Below are 26,708 nucleotides of genomic sequence, written 5' to 3'. Positions count from 1 at the left end.
CTCGCTGTGCGTGCCCGGGGCGTGGAGCGGTCGTGCGGTGACCGCGGACGGCCGGGACCGACGGGTGCTGGATGGGCGGACGCACGTTGTCAGGGGGGCAGCGTAGGGTCGGTCCATGCGCCTGAGCACCGTGATTCTCCCGTCCCGCCGTTGGCACGCTGGTGGCCGCGACGAGTGGGTCCGAGCCGAGCGGCTCGGTTTCCACGCCGCGTACACCTATGACCACCTGTCGTGGCGGACCTTCCGCGACGGCCCGTGGTTCGGTGCCGTCCCGACCCTGACCGCCGCGGCAGCCGCCACCGAGCGGATGCGTCTCGGCACGCTGGTGACCTCGCCGAACTTCCGGCACCCGGTCACGCTCGCCAAGGAACTGATCTCGCTGGACGACATCTCCGGCGGCCGGATCACGCTGGGCATTGGCGCGGGCGGCATCGGCTTCGACGCGACGGCCCTGGGACAGGAGCCGTGGACGCCGCGGGAGCGCGCGGACCGGTTCGCCGAGTTCGTGTCGTTGCTCGACCGGCTGCTGAGTGAGGACACCGTCTCCGAGCGCGGAACGTTCTACTCGGCGGAGGAGGCGCAGAACATCCCCGGGTGTGTGCAGCGTCCGCGACTGCCGTTCGCCGTGGCCGCCACCGGCCCGCGCGGTCTGAAGCTGGCGGCGCGGCACGGCCAGGCATGGGTGACGACGGGGGATCCGAAGCTGTTCGAGTCCGGGACGCCCGAGGAGTCGCGCGAGGCGATCCGGGGGCAGATCGAGAAGCTCGGCAAGGCGTGCGCGGATGTGGGCCGGGACGTGGCCGAGCTGGACAAGATCCTGCTTACCGGGTTCACCCCGGACCGTCCGCTGGAGTCCTTCGACGCGTTCGTCGACTTCGCGGGCCGTCACTACGAGCTGGGCTTCGACGAGATCGTGCTGCACGCTCCGATCGCGGATTCGGTCTTCGCCGCGGACCAGGCGGTCTTCGAGCGGATCGCCACGGAGGGGCTTGCCCAGCTGGGCGGCTGCTAGCGGCGCACCCGGCTGCTGAGCCAGCGGGTGAGTGTGCCGGTCAGGACGAGTTCCTTGTACGTCTCGTCTCCGGGCAGCGGCACGATCAGCCACCACCCGGGCGGGAAGAATCGGCCCTTCACATGGGCGAGGCCTCCGTAGACGGAGCGGAGGAACGCGGGGACGGAGTCCCGGGGTACGTCGTCGAACTCCGCGCCGTCGACCTCGATCTTCGCGTCGTCCTCCGGGAAGAGCCGGACGGTGAGCCGGGGTGAGCCACCGAGCTCGATGAACGCCTCGTGCGGAAGGGTGCCGTCCGGGTCGAGGACCGTGAAGGCCCCGGCCGATGTGCGCCGGGAGGTCCGGTCGGCCCCGATGTCATCGGTGACGACCATCTCCCGCCCGTGCTCCTCGGCGATCTCGCGGATCGCGCGGACGGCGGACTCGGTGGTCGGCAGATGCGGGTGGTGTCCCATAGGGACGATCATGCCCCACGGCCCGCTCCTGCCCGTGGGTTCGCGAGGCGGTACGGGGGAGGACCGAGCCCGGCTCCCGGCTCAGCCCGGGAAGCGAAGGTACTTTGGCGGTACGACGTCGGTGAGCCAGACGCCGTTGGCGCTGACCCGGAAGACATGGCCCGCGCGGTACATCGCTCCGGCGTCCACGGACAGCACGATCGGGCGGCCCCGGCGGGCCCCCACGCGCGTGGCGGTCTCTCGGTCCGGGGAGAGGTGAACGTGGTGCCGGGCCATCGGGCGCAGGCCCTCGGCGCGGATCGCGTCCAGCGAGCGGGCGACCGTACCGTGGTAGAGGTACGCGGGCGGTTCGGCCGGTGGCAGGTCCAGGTCCACATCGACCGTATGGCCCTGGTTGGCGCGGATGCGGTCTTTGTCGATCGTGAACCGTTGCTTGTCGTTCGTGGTGACGACATGGTCCAGCTCGTCGCGGGTGATCACGAAGCCGTGCGCGGCCGTCGCCCGCAGGAGCTCGTCGATCCGCACCCAGCCGTTCGGGTCGAGGACGAGTCCGATGCGCTCGGGCTGGTGCCGCAGGTGTTTCGAGAGGTATTTGGACACCTTCACGGTGCGTCGCTCGTCCATCGGGTCAGGATGCCCGACGCCGGCTCGACGGACGATTCATTTTGGAGCCGGATGTTTGATCCACAACCAAGTCGGGTTATCCACAGGGGAATTGGCGATTCTGTGGACAACAGGCCATGTATTTCAAGCCTTTTGGCCAAGTTGACTGTCATGAACGCGGTTTGAGGCAAGTGCGTCCAATGTCCTTGCTTGGACTTCTCGTTCCGTGGCGGCGGTGATGAACGCGGACGCGTTCGCCCGCCCAACCAGGCTGTCCACCGCGCGGATCGTGCCCGCGGGGAGTGTCACCTGGCGTGGCTCGTCGTCCCGGGGTGCCACCGGGTCGGACGTCAGGTGCTGCTGAAGGTGCCGGGTGGCGAACAGCCGCATGGCGCGGGCGAGTTCGGCGTCCACAGTCTGCTGGGCGAGCGGCCGGAGCCGCCGCACCATCGACGCCGCCTCGGCGGCGTCCGCGTCGGTCGGAGGCCGATGCTCCAGATAGCGGGCGAAGACATGCTCGGTGGTGAACTCCAGGAAGCGCGAAGCGATGTGCTCCACTTGGCCGCGAAGCTCCTTGAGGTGCCCGGAGATTGCCATCAGCGGAACGCCCGCCGCGTACAACTCGGCTGCCACCGCCAGCTCCTGCGGGCTGGGCACCAGGAACTCGTCGTCCTTTCCGGGAATCCGCTCCAGAACACCGAGCTCGACGGCCTCCCGCACGGCGTCCTCGTCCGGCGTGCCGCCGAAGGTCGCGTCGAGCTCCGTGCGGGAGATACGGTCCGCCTTCTCGTCGGTCCAGGGACCGTCGACCTCGGCCACCAGGCCGAGGACACCGCCGAGGCCGCGTCCGGCATCCCAGGCCTCCAGCAGCTCCTTGATGGAGGCCAGGGTGTAGCCCCGGTCGAGGAGATCGGCGATCTGGCGCAGCCGCGCCAGATGCGAGTCCCCGTACACATTCGCCCGGCCGCGCCGCTCCGGCTTGGGCAGCAGCCCGCGGTCCTGGTAGGCGCGGATCGTCCGGACCGTGGCGCCACTGTGGTGTGCCAGGTCCTCGATCCGGTATTCGGCTGTCGTCTGGTCGGACAAGACCGCTCCCTACTACCCCATCGCGGCACGGCCCACCACGCCCGCCGCGGTCCGGGCCGCGGGCGAGGACGCGAGGTACTCGACGGCCTTGCGCAGCGAACCCTCCTGCGAGGGATGGTACGACCGCCGCAGGTAGCGGGGTATGGCCGCACCGATCTCGCGCCAGCTCGGCAGCAGGCCCTTGGCGACCGCCCTGTTGTGTTCACGGAGCGAATAGCGCAGCCGGCCGGCCAGTTGGGGGTCGTGCCGGATCAGGTACGAGGCGCCCCAGGCCCACAACCACAGCAGGACGGGAGCGGTGACGGCCATGCCCTCGACGCGCCGGGCGTAGCGCGACAGCCCCGTGCCGCCGCAGTGCTGGTACATGTCGAAGGCCACGGCCCGGTGCTCGACCTCCTCCGCGCCGTGCCAGCGCAGCAGGTCCAGCATGATCTCGTCAGTGCCGGACCGGTCGAGTGCCTCGGCGTGCAGCACCCAGTTCCCGAGGACCGCCGTGAACTGCTCGATCGCGGCGATCAGCGAGAGCCGGAAGCGCAGCCACTCCTGCGTCGGTATCGGGGCGCCGAAGGGCGGTGTCTCGCCGAGCAGTTTCTCGAAGAGGAAGTCGACGTGCTTCGTGTACGCGGCGGTGTCGAGCCGCTGCGCGGCCAGGTGGTCCAGCACATACGCGTGCTGGACGCTGTGCGTCGCCTCCTGGCCCATGAAGCCCTTGACGTCCTTGAGCAGCTCCGGGTCGTCGACCAGTGGCAGAGCCTCCTTGAAGACCTTGACGAACCACCGCTCCCCGGCCGGGAGTAGCAGATGCAGCACGTTGATGACATGGGTGGCGGTGGGCTCGCCCGGTATCCAGTGCAGTGGGGTCGCGTCCCAGTCGAAGGACACCCGGCGAGGTGAGATCGCGTGGCGCTCCCGCTCCCCGCTCATGCCGGCGGCTCCAACCGCGCTATGGCACGCAGGGCCCTGGGTGTGAAGCGGGACAGCAGATGGGCGCCGCGAGCCTCCGGGGTCACGGGGACGACCGCCTGGTTCCTCACGACCGCGCGAAGGATCGCGTCGGCGACTCTCTCCGGCGGATAGTTGCGCAGCCCGTACAGCCGGGAGGCCTGCTTCTGCTTGCGCTTCTGCTCCTGTTCGTCGGTCCCGGCGAACCGCGCGGTAGCGGTGATGTTGGTGTTGACGATTCCGGGACAGATCGCGCTCACGCCGATGCCCTGGCCGGCCAGCTCGGCCCGCAGGCACTCGCTCAGCATGAGCACTGCCGCCTTGGAGGTGGCGTAGGCGGGAAGCGCGCGTGAGGGCTGGAAGGCGGCGGCGGAGGCTGTGTTGACGATGTGGCCGCCCTGGCCGCGATCGGCCATCTGCTTGCCGAAGATCCGGCAGCCGTGGATGACGCCCCAGAGGTTCACGTCGAGGACGCGCTTCCAGTCCTCGCTGGTCGTCTCGAAGAAGGAGCCGGTCAGGCCGATACCGGCGTTGTTCACCAGGACGTCGACAATGCCGTATTCGGTGGCGACCTTCTCGGCGAGCTTCTCCATCGCCTGCTCGTCGCTGACGTCGACGGCCTCGCCCCACGCCTCCGGGGAGCCGATCAGCCGGGACATCTCGGCCGTACGGGCGGCCCCCTCTGCGTCCCGGTCCACGGCGACGATCCGCGCGCCCGCCTCGGCGAACGCGAAGGCCGTGGCCCGGCCGATTCCGCTGGCGGCGCCCGTGACCAGGACCAGCTGCCCGGCGAAACGGTCGGCGTGCCTGCCCTTCGGGGGTGCGGCGGGTGCCCTGGCCGCCGGGTCCTCGTGCGTCGTGACGAAGTCGGTGATCCAGGCGGACAGCTGGTCCGGGCGGGTGCGCGGCACCCAGTGCTTGGCGGGCAGCGACCGGCGCGTCAGCTCGGGCGCCCAGTGCGCCAGGTCGTCGTAGAGGCGCTCGGACAGGAAGGCGTCACCGGTCGGTGTGATCAGCTGGACCGGTGCGTGCGCGTAGGCGTCGGCGCGGGGCCGGCGCAGCCGGGCCCGGACGTTGTCGCGGTACAGCCAGGCGCCGTGGGCGGCGTCCGTCGGCAGCGACGGCGTCGGGTAGTCACCGGCGGGCACCTTCTCGATCCGTTGGAGAATCGCGGGCCACCGCTTGCCGAGCGGCCCGCGCCAGGCGAGCTCCGGCAATACCGGCGTGTGCAGCATGTACACGTACCAGGACTTGGCGCCCTGGCCGAGCAGCTGGCCGATCCTGCGCGGTGTCGGCCGGGTCATCCGCTGCTTGATCCAGTGCCCGAAGTGGTCGAGCGAAGGCCCGGACATCGAGGTGAACGAGGCGATGCGGCCCTCGGTGCGGGGGACCGTGACGAATTCCCAGGCCTGTACGGATCCCCAGTCGTGCCCGACCAGGTGGACCGGCTTGTCCGGGCTGACCGCCTCGGCCACCGCCAGGAAGTCGTCGGTGAGCTTCTCCAGGGTGAAGCCGCCGCGCAGTGGGGTCGGCGCGGTGGAGCGGCCGTGTCCCCGGACGTCGTACAGCACCACATGGAACCGCTCGGCGAGTCGGGTGGCGACCTCCGACCAGACCTCCTTGGAGTCCGGGTAGCCGTGCACCAGCATCACGGTCGGCCGGCTCTCGTCCCCCAGCTCCGCGACGCACAACTCGATGCCGCCCGTACGCACCCAGCGCTCCCGCGCCCCCGTCAGCCCCGCCATCACACGCCCTCCGCCCAGCGCCGCACATGCGGCAGATCGTCGTCCAGCCAGAACGCGCCCTGTTCCGGGTCCTTGGAGTCGGTGACCACCAGGATCTCCTCGAACTTCGCGCCCGTACCCCGGAATCCGAGGTGCGGCTCGACCGCCCAGAGCCCCGGCCGGGGCGGGTGGTCGGAGAACTTGTACGGCGACCAGAGCGGCGACCAGCCGTCCCGGTGACCGTGGACCGCGTCGCTCGCGAGGCCCTTGAGCGACTGGGTGCCGAAGCCGAACAGCGTCGGTGACCAACGGCGCTCCTTCACCCGGTCGATCTTGTGAGCGATGACGCCGAAGGGGTACGCGCGGTGTCGGTTGGCGTACCCCTGGCGGACCATGAGCCGGTCCACGTCCTCGTAGATCTCCCGCAGCGTGCGGCGCTCGCGCACCTCGCGCAGGATCAGCTCCCGGTGCGCCTGGAGATCGGCGAGCAGCTTGTCGTGCACCGGGTTGAGGCCGAGGCAGCCCGAGTACCCGATGTCGGCGGTGTAGCCCTTGTGGACCGGGGCCATGTCGAGGATGAAGGGCATCCCCGCCTCCAGCTTCCGGTTCGTCGGGAAGAACTGCAGCGGTATCCGGAAGTTCACGAACGCCGTGCGGTCCCCGAACCAGGCGAACGGCATGTGGAACCAGTCCCGCACGCCCCGCTCCCGCAGCCAGTCGCGCTGCATCCGAGCCGCCTCGCGCTCGGTCACGCCCGGCTTGAGCTGCGCCGCGACGGCCTCCGCGCAGGCATAGGCGAGGCGCTGCACTTCTCTGAACCCTCGCAGCTCCGCGTCGAGTTCGGTGTTCAAAGCTGAGACCGCTGAGGCCATGCCACCCGTCCGTCCCGTGTGTGCGGTACGCGTTCGTAACTTGACACTGATGAATGTGACAATGCCCGGCGGCTACGTCAAGGGGCGTGCGCGGGCCTGTGGAAAACGCGCTGCGTGACGAGGCGGCCAACGACTTTGGTCGCGACTCCCTTACGGGTCTGTACGCCTGGAGTCGGACACGGGTCGAGCCGTTGGGCTGACGACCGGTGTGTTCCGCGCCACTACCGTCGAAGCGTGACTGTGATCGCTACCGAAAGCCTCAGCAAGCGGTTCCCCCGGGTGACCGCTCTTGACCGGCTCTCCCTGGACATCGGGCCCGGTGTGACCGGACTGGTGGGTGCCAACGGAGCCGGCAAGTCAACCATGATCAAGATCCTGCTGGGTCTGTCCCCCGCCACGGAGGGCCGCGCCGAAGTGCTCGGCCTCGACGTCGCCACCTCCGGCGCCGCCATCCGGGAGCGGGTCGGGTACATGCCCGAGCACGACTGCCTGCCGCCCGACGTCTCGGCCACCGAGTTCGTCGTCCACATGGCGCGGATGTCCGGACTGCCCCCCACCGCCGCACGCGAGCGGACCGCCGACACCCTGCGCCACGTCGGTCTCTACGAGGAGCGCTACCGCCCCATCGGCGGCTACTCGACGGGTATGAAGCAGCGCGTGAAGCTGGCCCAGGCGCTGGTCCACGACCCGCAGCTGGTCCTCCTCGACGAACCCACCAACGGTCTCGACCCCGTCGGCCGGGACGAGATGCTCGGCCTGATCCGCCGCGTCTGGACCGACTTCGGGATCTCGGTCCTCGTCACGTCCCACCTGCTCGGCGAGCTCGAGCGCACCTGTGACCATGTCGTCGTCATCGACGGCGGCACGCTGCTGCGCTCCAGCTCCACCAGCGACTTCACCCAGACGACGGCGACGCTCGCGGTCGAGGTCACCGACACCGACGCCCGGCCCGACGGCACCGGGGCCCTGCGCGAGGCTCTCGCCGCGGCCGGGATCACGCTCCACGCGGGGGTGGAGGAGGGGCTGCCCGGCGCGGGCCACATCCTGCTCCTCGAAGCCACCGGCGAGGAGACCTACGACATCGTCCGGGACACCGTGGCCGACCTCGGCCTCGGGCTCGTACGGATGGAGCAGCGCCGTCACCACATCGCCGAGGTCTTCCGCCCCGAGGCGGACCAGGCAGCGGCCCAGGCCATGGAGGTGCGGGCGCGATGAGCACCGAGACCACCCAGATCCACAACATCGGCTACCGCACCTACGACGGGCCCCGCCTCGGCCGCGCCTACGCGCGCCGGTCGCTCTTCTCGCAGTCACTGCGCGGCGCGTACGGCCTCGGCCGCTCGGCCAAGTCCAAGGTGCTGCCGATGATTCTCTTCGCCGTCATGTGCGTGCCGGCGGCGATCATCGTCGCCATCGCGGTCGCCATGAAGAGCAACAGCCTTCCGGTGGACTACACGCGGTACGCGATCCTCACCCAGGCGGTCATCGGCCTCTACCTCGCCGCGCAGGCACCCCAGTCGGTCTCTCGCGACCTGCGGTTCAAGACGGTTCCGCTGTACTTCTCGCGCCCGATCGAGCGCATGGACTACGTCCTCGCGAAGTACGGCGCGATGACCTCCGCGCTGTTCATCCTCACCGCGGCGCCGCTGATCATCCTCTACATCGGTTCGATGCTCGCGAAGATGGACTTCGGCGACCAGACCGAGGGATTCGGCCAGGGCCTGGTCTCGGTGGCGCTGCTCTCCCTCCTCTTCGGCGGGATCGGGCTGGTGATGGCTGCGCTGACCCCCCGGCGGGGCTTCGGCGTCGCCGCCGTCATCGCCACGCTGACGATCTCGTACGGCGCCGTCACCACCCTGCAGGGGATCGCGTACGGGACGGACAACGTCTCGGCCATCAAGTGGCTGGGGCTGTTCTCGCCGATCACCCTCATCGACGGCGTACAGACCGCCTTCCTCGGCGCCGACTCCGCGTTCCCCGGCGGAGCCGGACCGGGCGCGGGCCCCGGCGCGGTCTATCTGCTGGTCGTCCTCGCGCTCATCCTCGGCTCGTACGCCGTCCTGATGCGCCGCTACCGAAAGGTCGGGCTGTGACCACGCTCAACATCGACCACACCTCACGGTGGTTCGGGAACGTCGTGGCCGTCAACGACGTGACCATGACCATCGGCCCGGGCGTGACCGGGCTCCTCGGTCCCAACGGCGCCGGGAAGTCCACCCTGATCAACATGATGGGCGGCTTCCTCGCTCCCTCGACCGGAAGCGTCACGCTCGACGGACAGACGATCTGGCGCAACGAGTCCGTCTACCGGCAGATCGGTGTCGTGCCCGAGCGGGAGGCGATGTACGACTTCCTCACCGGATACGAATTCGTCGTCGCCAACGCGGAATTGCACGGCCTGGGCAAGAAGGAGGCCCAGCGGGCGCTCGCCACGGTCGAGATGGAATACGCGCAGGACCGCAAGATCGCCACGTACAGCAAGGGCATGCGGCAGCGCGTGAAGATGGCGTCCGCGCTGGTCCACGACCCGTCCGTGCTGCTGCTCGACGAGCCCTTCAACGGCATGGATCCGCGCCAGCGGATGCAGCTCATGGATCTGCTGCGGCGCATGGGCGCGGCGGGGCGCACGGTGCTCTTCTCCTCCCACATCCTGGAAGAAGTCGAGCAACTGGCCTCGCACATCGAGGTGATCGTGGCAGGACGGCACGCCGCGTCCGGAGACTTCCGCAGGATCCGCCGTCTGATGACGGACCGGCCGCACCGCTATCTCGTACGGTCCTCCGACGACCGGGCGCTCGCCGCCGCGCTGATCGCCGACCCGTCCACGGCCGGTATCGAGGTCGACCTCGCCGAAGGCGCCCTGCGCATCCAGGCGGTGGACTTCGGCCGGTTCACGGAGCTGCTGCCGCAGGTCGCCCGGGCGCACTCGATTCGGTTGCTGACGGTCTCGCCCTCCGACGAGTCCCTCGAATCCGTCTTCTCCTACCTCGTAGCGGCCTGAAAGGAGCTTCGCGATGTACAACCCGACAGTCGCCCGGCTCACCTACCGGGCCCTCCTCGGCCGCCGACGCGCCGCGATCATGTTCGCGCTGCCCGGACTTCTGCTGCTGATCGCGGCGGCGGTGCGCGCGTTCAACGGTGCGGACGACCAGATCGCCGCCGACGTCCTCGGCGGCTTCGCGCTCGCCACGATGGTGCCGCTGATCGGTGTCATCGCCGGTACGGGCGCGATCGGACCGGAGATCGACGACGGCTCGATCGTCTATCTGCTGGCCAAGCCCGTGAAGCGGTCGACGATCATCTTCACGAAGCTCATCGTGGCCATCGCGGTCACCATGGTCTTCTCGGCCCTGCCCACCTTCGTCGCGGGCATGATCCTCAATGGCAACGGGCAGCAGGTCGCGGTGGCATACACCGTCGCGGCGCTGGTCGCCTCGATCGCGTACAGCGCGCTGTTCCTGCTGCTCGGCACGGTCAGCCGGCACGCCGTCGTCATCGGCCTCGTCTACGCCCTGGTGTGGGAGGCGCTCTTCGGCAGCCTCATCGCCGGCGCGCGCACATTGAGCGTTCAGCAGTGGTCGCTCGCCGTGGCCGAGAAGGTCGCGGGCGAGGGACTGGTCGCCTCCGACGTGGGGCTGCCGGTCGCGACCGCGCTGCTTGCGGCCGTCACGGTCGTGGCGACCTGGTACGCGGGACAGAAGCTGCGGACGCTGACGCTGGCCGGGGACGAGTAGCCCGGCGGGGGACGGCGGAGGGACGGTGGAGGGGCGGGGTGATTCCCCGTCCCTCGTTCGTCTCAGACCTTGCGGTCCCCGGCCGCCGGCAGGCCGACCCCCAGGGCCGTCGCACAGACGCACAGCACGAGGGCGAGGGGGACCGTCCAACTGCCCGTCGCCTGGTGGACCGCGCCGGCCGCGAGAGGGCCGGCCGCCGCCAGGAGGTAGCCGACGGTCTGAGCCATTCCGGAGAGGCGGGCCGCCGTCGGGGCGTCGGGGCTGCGCAGCACGATCAGCGTGAGGGCCAGGCCGACCGCTCCGCCCTGGCCGATGCCGAGCACGGCCGCCCAGAGCCAGGCCCCGGACACGGGCGCGATCATCAGGCCCGCGTAACCGCTTGCCACCAGGGTGGTGACGAGCACGACCAGCGGCCGCTGGCTGCGCATACGGCCTGCCAGCAGGGGGACGGCGAAGGCGCCCGCGACCTGGATGAGGTTGTTGAGGGCGAAGATGACGCCCGCGGTGGAGCGGCTCATTCCGTGGTCGGTGAAGATCGTCGGCATCCAGGCGATCAGGACGTACGACCACAGGGACTGCAGGCCCATGAAGAGCGTCACCTGCCAGGCAAGCGCGGAGCGCCAGATGTTGCGGGCGGGCGCCGGGGCGGCCGGGACGGTGAAGCCGGGACCGCTCCGCGCGTTCCGTACCTGCGGCAGCCAGGCCACCGCCGCCACGACGGCGAGCAGGGACCAGGAGGCGAGCGAGGCCTCCCAGCTCCCGCCGAACGCCTTCTCCAGCGGCACGGACGTGGCCGCCACCACCGTCGCCCCTGCGATCATGGCACCGGTGTAGACGGAGGTCATGGAGGCCGCCCGGTCCGGGAAGTCACGCTTGATCAGACCGGGCATCAGGACGTTGAGCAGGGCGATCGACGTGCCGACGAGCACACCGCCGCCGTACAGCGCCCACACCGACGGCAGGACGCGCACCAGGATGCCGACGGCGAGCAGCAACAGCGCGCCGAACAGCACCCGTTCGCTGCCGAGGCGGCGCCCCAGCCAGGGCGCGGCCAGGGCCCCGAGACCGAGGAAGAGCACCGGTACCGAGGTGACCAGCGAGGTCGCCGTCGACGACAGACCGAACGCGGCGCCGATCTCGCTCACCAGGGGCGACACACTCGCCAGCGCCGCCCGCATGTTCAGTGAGGCCAGCACGATCCCGGCCAGCAGCAGCGCGGGCCGGGCCGGCAAGGCCCGTCGTACGACCGGCCCCCGGGTGCTCGTCAGCGGCAACCGGCCTGCGCGGTCGGCGATGTCCGGGCGTGACACGGCGGTCACCTTTCTCACGAGGGCGGGCCACGGGGCCCACGAGCGGGAAGGAAGGGGCGGGAGGCGTCAGCGGGTGGTGGCGGACAGCGCGCTCACGGTCTCGATCGGGACGCGCAGCAACTCACGCGCCGCCGCCTCGGCCGCGTCCGGGTCGCCCGCCTCGACCGCCGCCACCAGCGCCTCGTGTGCGTCGATGTCGACCGGCGGCATCTCCTGGTCGCCCAGGGCCTCCACCAGCACCTCGTGCACCTGGGTCGAGAAGAAGCGGTAGACCTCGGTGAAGGCGCGGTTGTGCGTGGCCTCCACCACCCCGAGGTGGAAGGCCATGTCCGCGTCCGCGTCCCGGTCGCCCTCCTCGCGGAGCGTCGCCAGCGCCGCCCGCAGCCGCAGCAGGTCGTGCGTGTCCCGCCGCACGGCCGCCAGGCGCGCCGCCTCCGCCTCCAGGGCCACCCGCAACTCCAGTACGTCGAGCGCGCCGGCGTGACGCATCCCGCGCAGGACGGCGGACGGGTCGGCCGTCGACCGGACGAACGTGCCGTTGCCCTGTCGCGACTCCAGGAGCCCCGCATGGACCAGCACGCGGATCGCCTCGCGGACGGTGTTGCGGCCGACGCCGAGCTGCTCCGCGAGCTCGTGCTCGGTCGGAATGCGGTCGCCCACGGCCCATTCCCCGTCCGTGAGCTGGGCGCGGAGCTGGTCCCCGACGGAATCCACCAGGGAGGTCCGTCCCGCTGCCTTCAGCGCCATGCCAGCCACTCCTCTATTCGCCCGGTTGCCCAGTCATCCTACAACTCGCCCGCCCGATTAATGTGGGCACGTGTGCGGCTACACCCACCACACTTACAACTTGGGGAGTCAGTCATGTCAGACCGCTTCGACGTTGTTGTGCTCGGAGCAGGCCCCGGCGGCTATGTCGCCGCCATTCGCGCCGCCCAGCTGGGCAAGCGGGTCGCGGTCGTGGAGGAGAAGTACTGGGGCGGTGTCTGCCTGAACGTCGGCTGCATCCCCACCAAGGCGCTGCTGCGCAACGCCGAGCTGGCGCACCTCTTCACCCACGAGGCCAAGACGTACGGCATCAAGGTCGAGGGCGAGGTCTCGTTCGACTACGGCGAGGCGTTCCGGCGCAGCCGCACGGTCGCGGAGGGACGCGTCAAGGGCGTCCACTTCCTGATGAAGAAGAACAAGATCACCGAGTTCACCGGCCGGGGCACCTTCCTGGACGCGAACACCATGCAGGTGGCGCTCTCGGACGGCACCTCGCAGACCATCACCTTCGACAACTGCATCATCGCCACCGGCGCCACCCCGCGTCTGCTGCCCGGCACCAGCCTCAGCGAGCGCGTGGTGTCCTACGAGGAGCAGATCCTCGCCGAGGACGTGCCGCGCTCCATCGTGATCGCCGGCGCGGGCGCGATCGGCATCGAGTTCGCGTACGTCCTGCACAACTACGGTGTGAAGGTCACGATCGTCGAGTTCCTGGACCGGATCGCGCCGCTGGAGGACGCGGACGTCTCGGCCGAGCTGGCGAAGCAGTACCGCAAGCTGGGCATCGACGTCCTGACCTCCACCCGGGTCGAGTCGATCGACGAGTCCGGGCCGCAGGTCCGGGTCACCGTCACCGCCAAGGACGGCACCCAGCGGGTCCTGGAGGCCGACAAGGTCCTGCAGGCGATCGGGTTCGCGCCCAATGTGACCGGCTACGGCCTGGAAGCCACCGGCGTGGCGCTCACGGAGCGCGGCGCGATCGACGTCGACGGCCGCAGCCGTACGTCCGTGCCGCACATCTACGCCATCGGTGACGTGACGGCGAAGCTGATGCTCGCGCACACCGCCGAGGCGATGGGTGTCGTCGCCGCCGAGACGATCGCGGGCGCCGAGACCATGGAGCTCGACTACCCGATGATCCCGCGCGCCACGTACTGCCAGCCGCAGATCGCCAGCTTCGGCTGGACCGAGGCGCAGGCGAAGGAGAAGGGGTTCGACGTCAAGGTCGCCAAGTTCCCCTTCATGGCGAACGGCAAGGCGCACGGTCTCGGTGACACGACCGGATTCGTCAAGATCATCAGCGATGCGAAGTACGGCGAGATCATCGGCGCGCACCTCATCGGGCCCGATGTCACCGAGCTGCTCCCCGAGCTGACGCTGGCCCAGCAGTGGGACCTGACGGTCCACGAGGTGGCGCGGAACGTGCACGCGCACCCGACCCTGGGCGAGGCCGTCAAGGAGGCCGTGCACGGCCTCGCGGGACACATGATCAATTTCTGAGGTCATACGACGCACGGGCGTGAGGTCTCCGCGGGGGACCCCACGCCCGTGCGCTCGGCTCCATGCCCTGCGCTCGGGCGCACGCGCCTGCGGTCGGCCTCATTCCCTGTCCTCGGGCGTACGCGCCGAAAACCGGTGGCGGTCGAACACCGGTCCGATGCACAGTGGTTGAGGCCACACCGCGACACGGCGGTGGGCAGACCGGGGAGGAGTGGGACGTTGACCGAGAAGAGTCCGAGTCCGTCGCGCTCCCAGCAGGGCGGTGTGTGAGAACCGCCCGGGCGGCCGCTTCGAGCGCGCGGTGATCTGCGCGGGCCGCCCCCCGGAGGATTGGCCGAGTGGTAAGGCACCGGCTTGCTAAGCCGTGGTCGGGGTCAGCCCCGCGCGCGTTCGATCCGCGCATCCTCCGCGTAACCCTGAGCGGGCGGCAGACCCGCTTCGACGCACCAACCCGTCACCGGAACCCGTCACCGGACCGGTCACAGAACCGGTCACCGCAACCCGTCCAGGACGGCGGCCCGGACGGCCCGCACCCGCCCGGGCTCAGCCCCGGAGCAGCCGCTCCAGCACCACCGCGATGCCGTCCGCGTCGTTCGATGTCGTGACCTCGTCGGCCACGGCCTTCAGGTCGTCATGGGCATTGGCCATGGCCACGCCGTGCGCCGCCCACCCGAACATGGGGATGTCGTTCGGCATGTCGCCGAACGCGATCGTCTCCGCCGCCTTCACGCCGAGACGGCGCGCCGCCAGGGAGAGGCCCGTCGCCTTGCTCAGGCCCAGCGGCAGGATCTCGACCACCCCGGCGCCCGCCATGACCACGTCGACGAGGCTGCCCACCGTCTCGCGCACCACCTGGGCCAGGGCGTCGTCGCTCAGGTCGGGGTGCTGGATGTAGACCTTGTTGAGCGGAGCCGCCCACAGCTCGGCCGGGTCCTCCATCGGCCGGGTCGGCAGGGTGCCCTCCAGGAGGCGGTAGCCGGGGCCGACCAGGACCTCGCCGTCCAGCCCGTCGCGGCTCGCGGCGAGGGCCAGCGGTCCGATTTCCGCCTCGACCTTGGACAGCGCCAGCCCGGCGAGCTGGCGGTCCAGGGTCACGGACGTCAGCAGCCTGTGCTCGCCCGCGTGGTAGACCTGCGCGCCCTGGCCGCACACCGCGAGACCGTCGTAGCCGAGGTCGTCGAGGATGTGCCGGGTCCAGGGCACGGCCCGTCCGGTCACGACGATGTGGGCCGCGCCCGCCTCCGTGGCGGCGGCGAGCGCGTCACGCGTCCGGGCCGAGACGGACTCGTCGGCCCGCAGCAGCGTGCCGTCGAGGTCCGTCGCGACGAGACGGTACGGAAACCTCACTTGGCGATCGGCTCCAGCACCTCACGGCCGCCCAGGTACGGGCGGAGCATCTCCGGCACCCGCACCGAGCCGTCGGCGAGCTGGTGGTTCTCCAGGATCGCCACGATCGTCCGCGGTACGGCGCACAGCGTGCCGTTCAGCGTCGCCAGGGGCTGGACCTTCTTGCCGTCCCGCATACGGACGGACAGGCGGCGCGCCTGGAAGCCGTCGCAGTTGGACGCGGAGGTCAGCTCGCGGTACTTGCCCTGCGTCGGGATCCAGGCCTCGCAGTCGAACTTCCGCGAGGCGGACGCCCCGAGGTCGCCGGTCGCGACGTCGATGACCTGGAACGGCAGCTCGAGGCCGGTCAGCCACTGCTTCTCCCAGTCCAGGAGCCGCTTGTGCTCGTTCTCCGCGTCGGCCGGGTCGACGTACGAGAACATCTCGACCTTGTCGAACTGGTGGACCCGGAAGATGCCCCGGGTGTCCTTGCCGTACGTGCCGGCCTCGCGGCGGAAGCAGGGCGAGAAGCCCGCGTACCGCAGCGGCAGCTTGTCGGCGTCGATGATCTCGTCCATGTGGTACGCGGCGAGCGGCACCTCGGACGTACCGACCAGGTAGAAGTCGTCCTTCTCCAGGTGGTACACGTTCTCCGCCGCCTGGCCCAGGAAGCCGGTGCCCTCCATGGCGCGCGGGCGGACCAGCGCCGGGGTGAGCATCGGGATGAAGCCGGCCTCGGTGGCCTGCGCGATCGCCGCGTTCACGAGCGCGAGCTCGAGAAGGGCGCCGACGCCCGTCAGGTAGTAGAAGCGCGAGCCCGACACCTTGGCGCCGCGCTCGACGTCGATGGCGCCCAGCGCCTCGCCGAGCTCCAGGTGGTCCTTGGGCTCGAAGCCCTCGGCGGCGAAGTCACGGATGGTGCCGTGCGTCTCCAGGACGACGAAGTCCTCCTCGCCGCCGACCGGAACGTCCGTGTGGACGATGTTGCCGAGCTGGAGGAGCAGAGCCCTGGCGGCCTCGTCGGCCTCGTTCTGCTCGGCCTCGGCGGCCTTCACGTCGGCCTTGAGCTGCTCGGCCTTCTTGAGCAGTTCGGCGCGCTCCTCGGGAGAGGCCTTGGGAATGAGCTTGCCGAGCGACTTCTGCTCGGAGCGGAGCTCGTCGAAGCGGACGCCGGACGACCTGCGCCGTTCATCGGCGGAGAGCAGGGCATCGACGAGCGCGACGTCCTCTCCACGGGCGCGCTGGGAGGCGCGAACACGGTCGGGGTCCTCACGGAGCAGGCGAAGGTCAATCACCCCACCAGGCTACCGGTGCGGGCTCGCGCCACCCCAACCGATATCGGCCCACGTGTCGCTTTGCCCCAATTGCCGGAGTTAACGAATGGTGGCGGTGAATCGACCGGAATCCCGCCCGGTCATCTGTCAATAAGTCGACCGCTATTCCCTGAAATGGGGCGGAAGGCTGGCGTGATCTTGACCGCCCGACCCTGCGAACGGGCCGTACACGCCTCAGCCGTGGAGTGCTTGTCCACAGATGTGTTCGGCTCGGCAGAGTTATCCACAGGCTGTGTGGAAGAGTTGGGGTCCCTGGAATAGATCATTCCGAAAGCCGTGGAAGATCGCATGAGGGACGATGGATTCCCCGGCCAAACGTGCTTCGCGCACTCATTGGAGTGGGAATTCATCGCTCTAAAGAGTTGATCGACGGAATGGGGTGGACATGCGGTGACGTGGGGCTTCGTACCGCGCTGTGGACGGATGTAGGACGACTGGAGCGATTTGTCGACGATGTCGGCTCGGGTTGTCGACTTGTCCCCAGGTCGAGAAGCGGCCTGTGGATAACTGCTGTGGGTAACGAAAAGTGTGCTGGTAGGGCTGGTCGCGCCCCTGGGGATGACCGCCCGCGACGCCCAGGCCACCCTCGACGCCCCGTGCCCTCGACGCCCCGCTGCCCTCGACGCCCGGCTGCCCCGCCGTCACCGCGCGCCCAGCCACGACGTGAAGCGTCAGGCCCTGCCGTCCTGGCAGCGCGCCAGCCAGTCAGAGGCGGCGGTGAAGTCGGCATCCGACGTGCCGGCCCGCAGCTGTCGCACGTCCTCCACCGCCACACCCGCCCGTGGGTACGACCCCAGGAACCGCACGTTCGGGCAGATCCGCTTCAGCCCCATCAGCGCCTCGCCCACCCGGCGGTCCGAGATATGGCCCTCGGCGTCCACGGCGAAGCAGTAATTACCAATACCCGCGCCCGTGGGCCGCGACTGGATCAGCATCAGGTTGACGCCACGCACCGCGAACTCCTGAAGCAGTTCGAGCAGTGCACCCGGATGGTCGTCGCCCAGCCAGAGGACGACGGAGGTCTTGTCCGCCCCGGTGGGGGCGGCGGGCCGGGCGGGCCTGCCGACGAGGACGAACCGCGTCTCGGCGTTCTCCGCGTCGTGGATCTCGGTGACCAGCGCTTCCAGGCCGTAGGTCGCCGCGGCGAACTCGCCCGCGAAGGCCGCGTCGAAACGGCCCTCCTGGACCAGCCGCGCCCCGTCCGCGTTCGACGCGGCCGACTCCCACACCGCGTCCGGCAGATGTGCCCGCAGCCAGTTCCGGACCTGCGGCTGGGCGACCGGGTGGCCGGTGACCGTCTTGATCTCGGACAGCTTGGTGCCCGGCCGCACGAGCAGCGCGAACGCGATCGGCAGCAGTACCTCGCGGTAGATCATCAACGGCTCGCCGGAGGCCAGCTCGTCGATGGTCGCGGTGACCCCGCCCTCCACCGAGTTCTCGATCGGGACGAGAGCGGCGGCGGCCTCACCATTGCGCACCGCGTCCAGCGCGGCCGGCACGGAGAGCATCGGAACGAGCTCCCGGGTGGCGGCTTCCGGGAGCGTCCGCAGGGCGGCCTCCGTGAAGGTGCCCTCGGGGCCGAGATAGGTGTAGCGCGTGGCCGACATACCGTCACCCTAATGGGCCCGCGACGTGACGGGCCCGACTCTCCTACGACTCCAGGGTCCCGCCCCCGGGCCCGCGGCGCGAGCGCCGCCCTTTGCCGTTCTTACGACTCCAGGAGCCGCTGGCCGACGTACTCGCCCTCCGCCGGGCCTCCCGGAACCGCGAACAGCCCGCTGGCCTCGTGGCGGAGGAACGGCGAGAGCGCGTCGCCCCGGTCGAGCTTCCGCTGCACCGGGACGAAGCCCTTGAGGGGATCGGCCTGCCAGCAGATGAAGAGAAGACCCGCGTCCGGCGTACCGTCCGGGCCGATTCCGTCGTGGAAGGAGAAGGGCCGGCGCAGCATCGCCGCCCCGCCGTTCTGTTCGGGGGCGGAGATCCGGGCATGGGCGTTGCCGGGGATGACGAGCTTCCCGTCCGGTCCGGTCTTGTCCAGATCCGGCTCGGTGGTCTCGGTTCCGCCCGTCAGCGGGGCGCCGTCCGACTTCCGGCGGCCGATGACCTGCTCCTGCTTGTTCAGCGGCAGCTTCTCCCAGTCGTCCAGAAGCATCCGGATGCGGCGGACCACGGCGTACGAACCGTCCGCCATCCACGCCGGCGCCCCGCCCGAAGGGACGAAGATCCGGCGGTCGAAGTCCGGATCGGACGGCTTCGGATTGCCCGTGCCGTCGACCTGGCCCATCAGATTGCGGGCGGTCATCGGCCGCGGGGTGGCACCGAGTGAACGGTTGAAGCCGTTCATCTGCCAGCGCACCCGCGCCGCGTCGCCCGCGTCCTTCTGCAGGGCCCGCAGCGCATGGAACGCGACCAGCGCGTCGTCCGCACCGATCTGCGCCCACAGGTCGCCGTTCGACCGCTTGGCATCCAGGGCGTCGGCGGAGAACGCGGGCAACGCGTCCAACTGCGCCGGGCGCTGTGCCGTCAGGCCCGTACGGCCGAAGAAGGAGTGTCCGAAGCCGAAGGTCACGGTCAGCGAGGACGGACCGGCGTCCAGTGCGACACCGGTGTCGTCGGCGGTCGGCTCCCCCGCCATCAGCGCCTTCGCCGTGACCGACCAGCGCCGCAGCAGGGCGGCCGCCTCCTTGCGGCCCGCGCCGGGCACGAGGTCGAAGGCGATCAGATGTCCCCTGGCCTGAAGCGGAGTGGTGATCCCCGCTTGATGTTTCCCGTGAAACATCACCTCCGAGGAACCGACGCCGGCCAGGGCCGGGGACCCTTCGGAGCCCGCGGACTCGCCCGAGACCGCCGCGTACACCCCCGCGCCGCCGGCCGCGCCGAGCGCCAGCCCTGCCGCGCCCGCCGCGCCGACGGTGCCGAGCATCCGCCGCCGCGAGATTTCGAGGTTCTCAGTCACGGGTCAGCCGATCTTCACGTTCTTGTCGATGGTCGTCTGGTCGATGTCCGAGGTGCGTACGGTCACCTGGATCTGCCACTCCCCGGGCATCGGGATCTGCACGTTGCTCGCGCTCCAGTGTCCGGTCTGGATGCGGTCGGGGAGGGCGGGCAGAGGCCCGATCTCCTTCGCCTTGAGGGTGAAGGAGACCTTGATCTCGGGAACGTCGAGGGGCCGCCCATTGGGCCGGTCCACAAAGATGTGCAGCGCGTTGCCGCCGGAGCGGCCCGGGTCGAGGGTGAGCCGTACGGTGCCCTTTCCGTCCCGGCCGCCGGTGTCGAAGGGCATCCGGATGTCGACAGGGCGGTCGGGCACGGCGGTGGCGGTCGTCGAGGACTGGGCCCTGGCTGCCTCCTCCTCCGTACGGCCCGGCTCCGTCGAGGTCAGCACGGTCGTCACGGCCAGCAGGACCACGGCGACACCGGCTTCGGCCATGACCGAGCGGCGCAGGCCGGTGCGGCAGGGGTCGGCGTCGCGAATCCGCTTCTTGCGAGCCGTGGCCATGGCGGCCTTCTGACGGGCGAGCTGAGCGGCCCTCTCCGGATCCTCGGGAACGGTGACCTTCTCGGCCTCCGCCTCTTCCGCCTCCTCGGCCTCCTCGGCATCCCGCTCGGGCTCGTCCGCCTCTTCGGCCTCTTCGCCTTCGGTGTCCGCCGTGGCCGTGGCTGTTGCCGCCAGCCGCTGCGTCCAGCGCCGGGAGATCCACGCGATGCCGACCAGTACGACGACCAGCCCCACCTTGAGCAGCAGCAGCTGTCCGTACGAGGTGCCCGTCAGCGCCGACCAGGAGCCGACCTGCCGCCAGGACTGGTAGACGCCGGTCGCCGAGATCACGACCACCGACCAGAAGGCGACCGCGGAGAACCGCCGTACGGCCGTCCCCTCGATCGTCGGCGCCCGGTGCAGCGCGACCAGCAGCGCGGCCAGGCCGCCGAGCCAGGTGCCGACGGCCAGCAGGTGCAGGATGTCGACGGGCATCGCGACGCCGGGCTGCAGGCCGGTCGAGGCGTGTTCGGCGAGCGCCCAGGTCCCGGCGATCCCGGCGGCGACCACGGTTCCGCCGACGGCGAGCCCGAAGGTGAGGTCCTTCTTCTCCTTCTCGTCCTCGCGCTTCGCGTACGCACCGAAGAGAACGGCGACGAAGAGGGCGGCCGCCCCGAGCAGCAGCAGCCGGGAGACCAGCGACGCGCCGGTCTTGGTCTCCAGTACCGACTTGAGGCCGCCGAGGTCGAACGCGTCCGCGAGATTTCCCGAGTCCGTGTAGGGATGGCGCAGCAGCAGCATGGCCAGGGTGCCGGCCGTCAGGGCCAGCCAGCCGCGCACGACCAACCGCTGCACGGGCCGTACGGACGCGCCGCGCGGCCAGCAGGTGAGGACGAACGCGGCGCCGCCGACGAGCACGATGAAGCCGGCGTACGAGAGATAGCGCGCGATGTCGTAGAGCAGGCCGACGAGACCGCCGCCGGCCTCTTCCTTCGGCAGGGCGACCGCGGTCGGGGAGGGGGCGCCGACTGAGAAGGTGAAGGCGCCGGAAATGGGGTGGCTGTCGGCGGAGACCAGCCGCCAGGCCACCGTGTACGTGCCGTTCGGGAGCCCTGAGTGGAGGGCGACGGCGTACTTCACGACGGATCCGCTGCACAGATCGCGCAGTTCACCGGTGTCGGCGCGCTTGCCGCTGGGGTCCATGACGCGGATGGCGTCGTCTCCCAGGGCGACCTGTTCGGAGAAGGTCAGACTGACGGTCTGAGGGGCCTTGGCGACCACCGCCCCGTCCTTCGGGTCGCTCCCGGTGAGCGCGGCGTGCGCCGACGCGGGAGCCGCGGCGGCGAGCAGAGCGCCGGTGAGCGTGGCCAGGAGCGTGGCCGCGACCAGCAGCAGTCGCAGGATCGCGGCGGGCCCGAAGCGCGGGGCGGTGGCTGTCATGGTGTGTCAGTCCCTCAAGTAGCTCAGTGCTTCTTCGGGTTGTGGTTCGGCGCCTCGACAGGAAGCTCGACCTTGATCGGGTCGGACTTCTCGAAGTGGAGCTCGACGCTCACCTTGTCGCCCTGCTTCGGCTTCTCCTTGATCTTCATGAACATGATGTGGCTGCCGCCGCGTTCGAGGGCCAGCTCGCCGTTCGCGGGGATGTCGAGCGATTCGACCTGCCGCATCTTCTGGTTCACGGTCTCGTGGATCGTGACGTCGTCGGAGAGCGGGCTGCTGACGGATGTGAGCTTGTCGGCCGTTGCGCCGTCGTTCTTGATGACGAGGAACCCGCCGGCCATGTCCATCACCGGCTGCGGCATGAACGCGCCGCTGACCTTCAGTTCCGGCTTCGACGACCGCTCCGGCCCGCCGTCCGTGGAACAGCCTGCCAGCGCGAGCCCCGCCGTCAGTGCTATGGAGGAGACGAGGGCGGTGCGGCGGTTCACGGGTTCTCCCCCTTGATGATCTTCGGCAGGTCCTTGGCGTAGTCGTCTGCGGTGGTGTCCTCGCCGTACAGGACGTAGCCCTGATCGGTCGTGGGCGAGAACGCGATCACCTGCGCTCCGTGCATGGAGACGACCGTGCCGTCCTTCTCCTTCTTCGGCGGGTCGATGCCGATGCCGATCTGACGCGCGCCGGCCTGGATGGCCGCGAAGTCGCCGGTCAGTCCGGTGAAGGAGGGGTCACCCGCCGAGGGCAGCCACTTGCCGAGCTCCGCCGAGGTGTCGCGCTCGGGGTCGGTGGTGACGAAGACGACCTGGAGCTTGTCCTGATCAGCCTTGGGGAGCTGCTTCCTGGCGATGGCGATGTTGCTCATCGTCAGTGGGCAGACGTCCGGGCAGTGCGTGTAGCCGAAGTAGATCAGCGTCGGCTTGCCCTTGGTCCGCTCGCGCAGGTCGTACTTCTGGCCCTTGGTGTCCGTGAGGACGAGGGCGGGCTTCTTGAAGGGGCGGTCGAGCACCGTGCCCGGCTTGGAGCTGTCGGTGTCGGAGGAGACGATGGCGACCGGGCTTCCGGCCTCGGCGTCGTCTCCGCCGCACGCGGACAGGGTGAGCGCGGCGACGGCGGCGAGGGCCGCCGCGACCAGCGGGGTACGCCGCGTGCCGCGACGCCTCCCGTCGTGCTTCAGGTGGTGCATGAGGGTTCTCTCTCAGGCTTTCGGGAAGGGTGGCCGGCCGTCAGGCCGAGCGGCGGCGGCCGGCGAGGACGCCGAAGGCGACACCGGCGGCGCCCACCACGATGCCGACGATGCCGAGGACGCGGGCGGTGGTGTCGGACGACGCGGACTCGGCGTGTGCCTCGGCCCTGCTGTCGGCCGTGTCGTGACCGGCGTTCTTCGCCTTGTCGTCGCTGCCGCCGCCGTGGTGGTCCTCGGTGGCGGCCGACAGCTTGAGCACGGGCGCCGGGTTCTCGGGCTCGGCGGCGCCTTCCTTGGGCTCCTCGATCCAGCGCACGACCTCGTTGTTGTCGTACGTCTGCACGGCCTTGAACACCAGCTGGTCCGCGTCCTCAGGCAGGCGGCCGAGGGAGACCGGGAACTGCTGGAACTCACCGGGCCCGATCTTCGAACCGGCCGCGGTCCAGGTCACCTTGGACACCGACTCGGTGATCTTCTTGCCGTGCATGTCGAGCGGCTTGGCCAGCTTGGTCTTGGTCGTCTCGACCTTCCAGCCGGGGACGGGCTGCGGCATCACGGAGGCCAGGGGATGATCGGCCGGGATGTTCAGCTCGACCTTGATGGTGGAGGCGTTCGGCCGCTCGTTGGGGACCTTCACGTTCACCGTGGCGTAGCCGCCCTTGGCGGCCGCGCCCTGCGGCTGCACGCCGACGTGGGCGAAGGCGGTGCCCGAGAGCAGGAGGACGGAGGAGACGGCGACGCCACCGGCGACGGCGAGACGCGAAACGCTGACAGAACTCATGGCTGAACACACTCCAGAACAGGAAAGTGGTGAGGCGACCGGCGCGCGGACATGCGCACGGGTACCGCGGCACCACTCCCGTCGAGTGGGCCGCGTCAGGCTGCGAGGCGGAGCGCGACGGCCGGGGGGCCGCGCCTGATCACCGAGTGCTGGAGCGCCTCCGCCGCGGGAGGCGGCGGGGTGTCACGACGGGGCCGGGCGGTGCGCGGACCCGTCGAGGGGAGACCGGGAAGCCCGGCCAGCAGGGCGCGCACGAAGGCGAGGGCGGAGCGCAGGGCCCGTACGAGCGCCCCCTCCGCGATCTCGGTGGCGCCCTGGGCGGAGAGCTGCGCGACCCGGCGCAGGGCCCGGTCGCCCCGGCGCAGCAGCCAGCCGGTGGCCAGCGCGGCGAGCAGATGGCCGAGCACCATGGTGAGGCTCGGCAGCAGGCTCGCGCTCTCGGCCGTACGGGCGACGGCGGAGCCGACGTGGTGATGGCCGTCGGCGACGGTCGCCGTCGCCGGGTCGAGTCCGGCGGTCCGGACGATCCGGCTCGCGTCGGTGGGGGTGAGTGACGCGGCACCCGCCCCGCAGACCAGCTTGGTCGCCATCCGGATCAGCGCGTCGTCGGCCTGCGGCCCGACGCCCACCACCAGATGGCGCTGGCCGAGACCGAACAGGGTGTGCAGCGAGAGCTGTCCGACGGCCAGGGCGCCGACGATCGCCGGAAGCGACCGCTCGCGTCCTGCGAACGGAGAGGTGAGCGCGAAGACACCCACGAAGCCGAGAAGCAGCGTCCACCACGGGACGGTCGCGCACGCGGCGAGCACATGTCCCAGCGCGGACAGCACGACACAGACCGCGGTGAACACCGCGGCCCGCAGGAGCCGTGAAGAGGCTCCGGAACGTGCTGTCGACGAGGGTGCAGACATGGCGGGCTCATCATCGCACTGCGCTTGTGGCCGCCACACGGCAGGTCCGGAAGATCACCGTTTGGCGGCAGAGGCCCGACATACACCGGCGTGCGCGGTGGTGTGTATCCGCCGAATGGGCGCTCTCGCCCCGATCGGTGGCTTACAAGCCCCGCCTCGCGGCAATACGTATCGGTATGTCGAGCGGGGGCCGGGAGGCTGGCGCATGAGCATCTGGTGGTCACTCCATCTGCGGCGTGAGGCTGCGAGTGTGCCGCTGGCCCGCCGCCTTCTGATCGGCACGATGGAGACGGCGGGGGTCGATCCGGACGACTCCTACGAACTCTCGGTGGCGCTCAGCGAAGCGTGTGCGAACGCGGTGGAGCACGGTGGCGACCTGGGGACCGGTGAGGTGTCCGAGGCGTACCGCGTGACGGCCTATCTCGACGGTGAGACCTGTCGTATCGAGGTGACCGACTCGGGGCCGGGCTTTCCGGACGAGGACTTCGCCGCCCGCCTCCCGGTGCCGCACACCCAGGAGCACGGCCGGGGCATGCGGCTGATCGAGGAGCTCGCCGACCATGTGTACTTCGGGAACGGCGCGGGCGGCCGGGGCGGCGCGGTGGTGAGCTTCGACAAGATCGTGAAGTGGCGCCCGGACGCGCCGGTCGCCCTGACCTGACGCCGCCGCGCCGGCCCACGGCGGACGGACGCGCCGACGGCCCCGCCGAGGAATCGACAGGGGCCGCCGTGTGCTGTGCGAGGTCAGCCCTTCAGGCCGGCCATCCACGCCTCGACCTCGTCCGAGCGGCGCGGCAGCGCCTCCGACAGGTTCCGGTTCCCGTCCTCGGTGACCAGGATGTCGTCCTCGATCCGGACGCCGATCCCGCGGTACTCCTCCGGCACCGTCAGGTCGTCGGCCTGGAAGTACAGACCCGGCTCGACGGTCAGGCACATGCCCGGCTCCAGCGTCGTGTCGACATACGCCTCGGTGCGCGCGGCGGCGCAGTCGTGGACGTCCATGCCGAGCATGTGGCCGGTGCCGTGCAGGGTCCAGCGGCGCTGCAGGTCCAGCTCCAGGACGCGCTCGACGGGACCCTCGATCAGACCCCACTCGACGAGCTTCTCGGCCAGGACGCGCTGCGCCGCGTCGTGGAAGTCGCGGTAGGCGGCGCCGGGCTTCACCGCGGCGATGCCGGCCTCCTGGGCCTCGTACACCGCGTCGTAGATCTTGCGCTGGAGGTCGGTGTAGCGGCCGTTGATCGGCAGGGTCCGTGTGATGTCGGCGGTGTAGAGCTCGGTGGTCTCCACGCCGGCGTCGAGCAGCAGCAGCTCGCCGGAACGCACCGGTCCGTCGTTGCGCACCCAGTGCAGGGTGGTGGCGTGCGGGCCCGCGGCGCAGATGGAGCCGTAGCCGATGTCGTTGCCCTCGACGCGGGCACGCAGGAAGAAGGTGCCTTCGATGTAGCGCTCGCTGGTCGCCTCGGCCTTGTCGAGGACCTTGACGACGTCCTCGAACCCGCGGGCGGTGGAGTCGCACGCCTTCTGCAGCTCGGCGATCTCGAACTCGTCCTTGACCAGGCGCGCCTCGGACAGGAACACCCGCAGTTCCTCGTCGCGCTCGGCGGTGACCTTGTCGGTCAGTGCGGCCTCGACGGCGGCGTCGTGGCCGCGGACGTTCCGGACCGGACCGGTGGCCTCGCGCAGCAGGGCGGGGAGCTCGCGGACGTCCTTGGCCGGGATGCCGAGAAGCTGCTCGGCCTCGGCGAGCGAGTGCCGGCGGCCGACCCACAGCTCGCCCTGGCCGTCCAGCCAGAACTCACCGTTCTCGCGGTTGGAGCGCGGCAGCAGATAGAGGGTGGCCCGGTGGCCGCCGTCCTTCGCCGGCTCCAGGACGAGAACGCCGTCCTGGGTCTGGTCGCCGGTGAGGTACGCGTACTCGGTGGAGGCGCGGAAGCTGTACTCGGTGTCGTTCGACCGGGTCTTCAGATTGCCCGCGGGGATCACCAGACGCTCGCCCGGGAAGCGGGCGGAGAGCGCGGCGCGCCGGGCGGCGGTGTGGGCCGCCTGGGCGATGGGCTCCAGGTCGCGCAGTTCGGTGTCGGCCCAGCCGGACTTCATGTTCTCGGCGAGTTCATCGGAAACGCCCGCGTAAAGGCCGTTCTTGCGCTGCTTGATCGGCTCTTCTGCCTCTTCCGGGGTCTCCGGGATGAGCTCTTCGGCCACGGGTCCGCCTCCTTGTTGGTACGACACTGAACCCCCTCCATCGTACGGTC

General features: G+C 70.3%; 25 protein-coding genes and 1 tRNA gene. 8 read left to right on the top strand and 18 right to left on the bottom strand.

Annotated features, from left to right (window positions below; genetic code table 11):
- Positions 1–115 precede the first annotated feature (115 nt).
- On the top strand, positions 116–1,012 hold the full coding sequence (locus ACZ5VC_RS14265) for an LLM class flavin-dependent oxidoreductase (RefSeq protein WP_469120346.1): 897 nt from the start codon (positions 116–118) through the stop codon (positions 1,010–1,012).
- On the opposite strand, the gene ACZ5VC_RS14260 is transcribed toward ACZ5VC_RS14265, so the two are convergent.
- The 6 genes from ACZ5VC_RS14260 to ACZ5VC_RS14235 form a co-directional block, all read right to left on the bottom strand.
- Complete coding sequence (locus ACZ5VC_RS14260) at positions 1,009–1,467, bottom strand: hypothetical protein (protein WP_469120345.1); 459 nt, start codon at positions 1,465–1,467, stop codon at positions 1,009–1,011. The two genes, ACZ5VC_RS14265 and ACZ5VC_RS14260, sit on opposite strands and share 4 nt — an antisense overlap.
- Positions 1,468–1,548: 81 nt before the next feature.
- A complete protein-coding gene (locus tag ACZ5VC_RS14255) occupies positions 1,549–2,091 on the bottom strand; it encodes an RNA 2'-phosphotransferase (RefSeq protein WP_469120344.1) in 543 nt (180 codons plus the stop codon).
- A gap of 123 nt (positions 2,092–2,214) precedes the next feature.
- A complete protein-coding gene (locus tag ACZ5VC_RS14250; RefSeq protein ID WP_469120343.1) occupies positions 2,215–3,156 on the bottom strand; it encodes a MerR family transcriptional regulator in 942 nt (313 codons plus the stop codon).
- Positions 3,157–3,168: 12 nt separating this feature from the next.
- Positions 3,169–4,080: a metal-dependent hydrolase gene (locus tag ACZ5VC_RS14245; protein WP_469120342.1), complete on the bottom strand. Its 912-nt coding sequence runs from the start codon at positions 4,078–4,080 to the stop codon at positions 3,169–3,171.
- Positions 4,077–5,843: an SDR family oxidoreductase gene (locus ACZ5VC_RS14240; RefSeq protein ID WP_469120341.1), complete on the bottom strand. Its 1,767-nt coding sequence runs from the start codon at positions 5,841–5,843 to the stop codon at positions 4,077–4,079. The genes ACZ5VC_RS14245 and ACZ5VC_RS14240 overlap by 4 nt, the downstream gene beginning before the upstream one ends.
- A complete protein-coding gene (locus tag ACZ5VC_RS14235) occupies positions 5,843–6,694 on the bottom strand; it encodes a M24 family metallopeptidase (protein WP_469120340.1) in 852 nt (283 codons plus the stop codon). Before ACZ5VC_RS14235 ends, ACZ5VC_RS14240 begins: the two co-directional genes overlap by 1 nt.
- 240 nt (positions 6,695–6,934) lie before the next feature.
- Here ACZ5VC_RS14235 and ACZ5VC_RS14230 point away from each other — a divergent pair, with 240 nt between their 5' ends.
- Genes ACZ5VC_RS14230 through ACZ5VC_RS14215 form a run of 4 tightly spaced genes read left to right on the top strand, consistent with a single transcriptional unit; the run spans position 6,935 to position 10,428 of the window.
- Entirely contained in the window at positions 6,935–7,909 is a 975-nt protein-coding gene (locus ACZ5VC_RS14230; RefSeq protein ID WP_469120802.1) for an ABC transporter ATP-binding protein, read from the top strand.
- The gene (locus ACZ5VC_RS14225) at positions 7,906–8,787 is read left to right on the top strand and encodes an ABC transporter permease (RefSeq protein WP_469120339.1); all 882 of its coding nucleotides are present in this window, start codon (positions 7,906–7,908) and stop codon (positions 8,785–8,787) included. Before ACZ5VC_RS14230 ends, ACZ5VC_RS14225 begins: the two co-directional genes overlap by 4 nt.
- Positions 8,784–9,695, top strand: coding sequence for an ABC transporter ATP-binding protein (locus tag ACZ5VC_RS14220; protein ID WP_469120338.1), 912 nt, complete (start codon positions 8,784–8,786; stop codon positions 9,693–9,695). The genes ACZ5VC_RS14225 and ACZ5VC_RS14220 overlap by 4 nt, the downstream gene beginning before the upstream one ends.
- A gap of 13 nt (positions 9,696–9,708) precedes the next feature.
- Positions 9,709–10,428: an ABC transporter permease gene (locus tag ACZ5VC_RS14215; protein WP_468708863.1), complete on the top strand. Its 720-nt coding sequence runs from the start codon at positions 9,709–9,711 to the stop codon at positions 10,426–10,428.
- Between the two features lie 62 nt (positions 10,429–10,490).
- Here the strand turns inward: ACZ5VC_RS14215 and ACZ5VC_RS14210 are convergent, their stop codons facing one another.
- Complete coding sequence (locus tag ACZ5VC_RS14210; protein WP_469120801.1) at positions 10,491–11,723, bottom strand: CynX/NimT family MFS transporter; 1,233 nt, start codon at positions 11,721–11,723, stop codon at positions 10,491–10,493.
- Positions 11,724–11,804: 81 nt separating this feature from the next.
- Positions 11,805–12,485: a FadR/GntR family transcriptional regulator gene (locus tag ACZ5VC_RS14205; protein ID WP_469120337.1), complete on the bottom strand. Its 681-nt coding sequence runs from the start codon at positions 12,483–12,485 to the stop codon at positions 11,805–11,807.
- Positions 12,486–12,599: 114 nt separating this feature from the next.
- On the opposite strand from ACZ5VC_RS14205, the gene lpdA reads away from it, so the two are divergent.
- Complete coding sequence (lpdA, locus tag ACZ5VC_RS14200) at positions 12,600–14,003, top strand: dihydrolipoyl dehydrogenase (protein WP_469120336.1); 1,404 nt, start codon at positions 12,600–12,602, stop codon at positions 14,001–14,003.
- A 324-nt stretch (positions 14,004–14,327) separates the two neighbouring features.
- Positions 14,328–14,412, top strand: a tRNA-Ser gene (locus ACZ5VC_RS14195).
- Between the two features lie 134 nt (positions 14,413–14,546).
- Here the strand turns inward: ACZ5VC_RS14195 and ACZ5VC_RS14190 are convergent.
- The 9 genes from ACZ5VC_RS14190 to ACZ5VC_RS14150 form a co-directional block, all read right to left on the bottom strand.
- Positions 14,547–15,350, bottom strand: coding sequence for an HAD family hydrolase (locus tag ACZ5VC_RS14190; RefSeq protein WP_469120335.1), 804 nt, complete (start codon positions 15,348–15,350; stop codon positions 14,547–14,549).
- Positions 15,347–16,624, bottom strand: coding sequence for a serine--tRNA ligase (gene serS, locus ACZ5VC_RS14185; RefSeq protein ID WP_469120334.1), 1,278 nt, complete (start codon positions 16,622–16,624; stop codon positions 15,347–15,349). Before serS ends, ACZ5VC_RS14190 begins: the two co-directional genes overlap by 4 nt.
- Before the next feature lie 710 nt (positions 16,625–17,334).
- Positions 17,335–18,270 carry a prephenate dehydratase gene (gene pheA, locus ACZ5VC_RS14180; RefSeq protein ID WP_469120333.1) on the bottom strand — a complete coding sequence of 312 codons (936 nt, stop codon included), beginning with the start codon at positions 18,268–18,270 and terminating at the stop codon, positions 17,335–17,337.
- Between the two features lie 101 nt (positions 18,271–18,371).
- Positions 18,372–19,619, bottom strand: coding sequence for an iron uptake transporter deferrochelatase/peroxidase subunit (efeB, locus tag ACZ5VC_RS14175; RefSeq protein WP_469120332.1), 1,248 nt, complete (start codon positions 19,617–19,619; stop codon positions 18,372–18,374).
- A 3-nt stretch (positions 19,620–19,622) separates the two neighbouring features.
- The gene (locus ACZ5VC_RS14170; RefSeq protein WP_469120331.1) at positions 19,623–21,581 is read right to left on the bottom strand and encodes a copper resistance protein CopC; all 1,959 of its coding nucleotides are present in this window, start codon (positions 21,579–21,581) and stop codon (positions 19,623–19,625) included.
- 23 nt (positions 21,582–21,604) lie between these two features.
- Positions 21,605–22,069: a copper chaperone PCu(A)C gene (locus tag ACZ5VC_RS14165; RefSeq protein ID WP_469120330.1), complete on the bottom strand. Its 465-nt coding sequence runs from the start codon at positions 22,067–22,069 to the stop codon at positions 21,605–21,607.
- Entirely contained in the window at positions 22,066–22,761 is a 696-nt protein-coding gene (locus tag ACZ5VC_RS14160) for an SCO family protein (protein WP_469120329.1), read from the bottom strand. The genes ACZ5VC_RS14165 and ACZ5VC_RS14160 overlap by 4 nt, the downstream gene beginning before the upstream one ends.
- Before the next feature lie 40 nt (positions 22,762–22,801).
- Positions 22,802–23,542, bottom strand: coding sequence for a YcnI family copper-binding membrane protein (locus tag ACZ5VC_RS14155; RefSeq protein WP_469120328.1), 741 nt, complete (start codon positions 23,540–23,542; stop codon positions 22,802–22,804).
- Between the two features lie 95 nt (positions 23,543–23,637).
- On the bottom strand, positions 23,638–24,453 hold the full coding sequence (locus tag ACZ5VC_RS14150) for a hypothetical protein (protein WP_469120327.1): 816 nt from the start codon (positions 24,451–24,453) through the stop codon (positions 23,638–23,640).
- 205 nt (positions 24,454–24,658) lie between these two features.
- On the opposite strand from ACZ5VC_RS14150, the gene ACZ5VC_RS14145 reads away from it, so the two are divergent.
- On the top strand, positions 24,659–25,114 hold the full coding sequence (locus ACZ5VC_RS14145; protein ID WP_469120326.1) for an ATP-binding protein: 456 nt from the start codon (positions 24,659–24,661) through the stop codon (positions 25,112–25,114).
- Positions 25,115–25,197: 83 nt separating this feature from the next.
- Here ACZ5VC_RS14145 and ACZ5VC_RS14140 read toward each other — a convergent pair whose 3' ends face one another.
- Positions 25,198–26,658: an aminopeptidase P family protein gene (locus tag ACZ5VC_RS14140; protein ID WP_469120325.1), complete on the bottom strand. Its 1,461-nt coding sequence runs from the start codon at positions 26,656–26,658 to the stop codon at positions 25,198–25,200.
- Between the last annotated feature and the right edge of the window lie 50 nt (positions 26,659–26,708).

The sequence above is a fragment of the Streptomyces sp. NPDC033174 genome (genome assembly GCF_055577795.1).
This window is presented reverse-complemented; position numbering and strand designations above follow the sequence as displayed.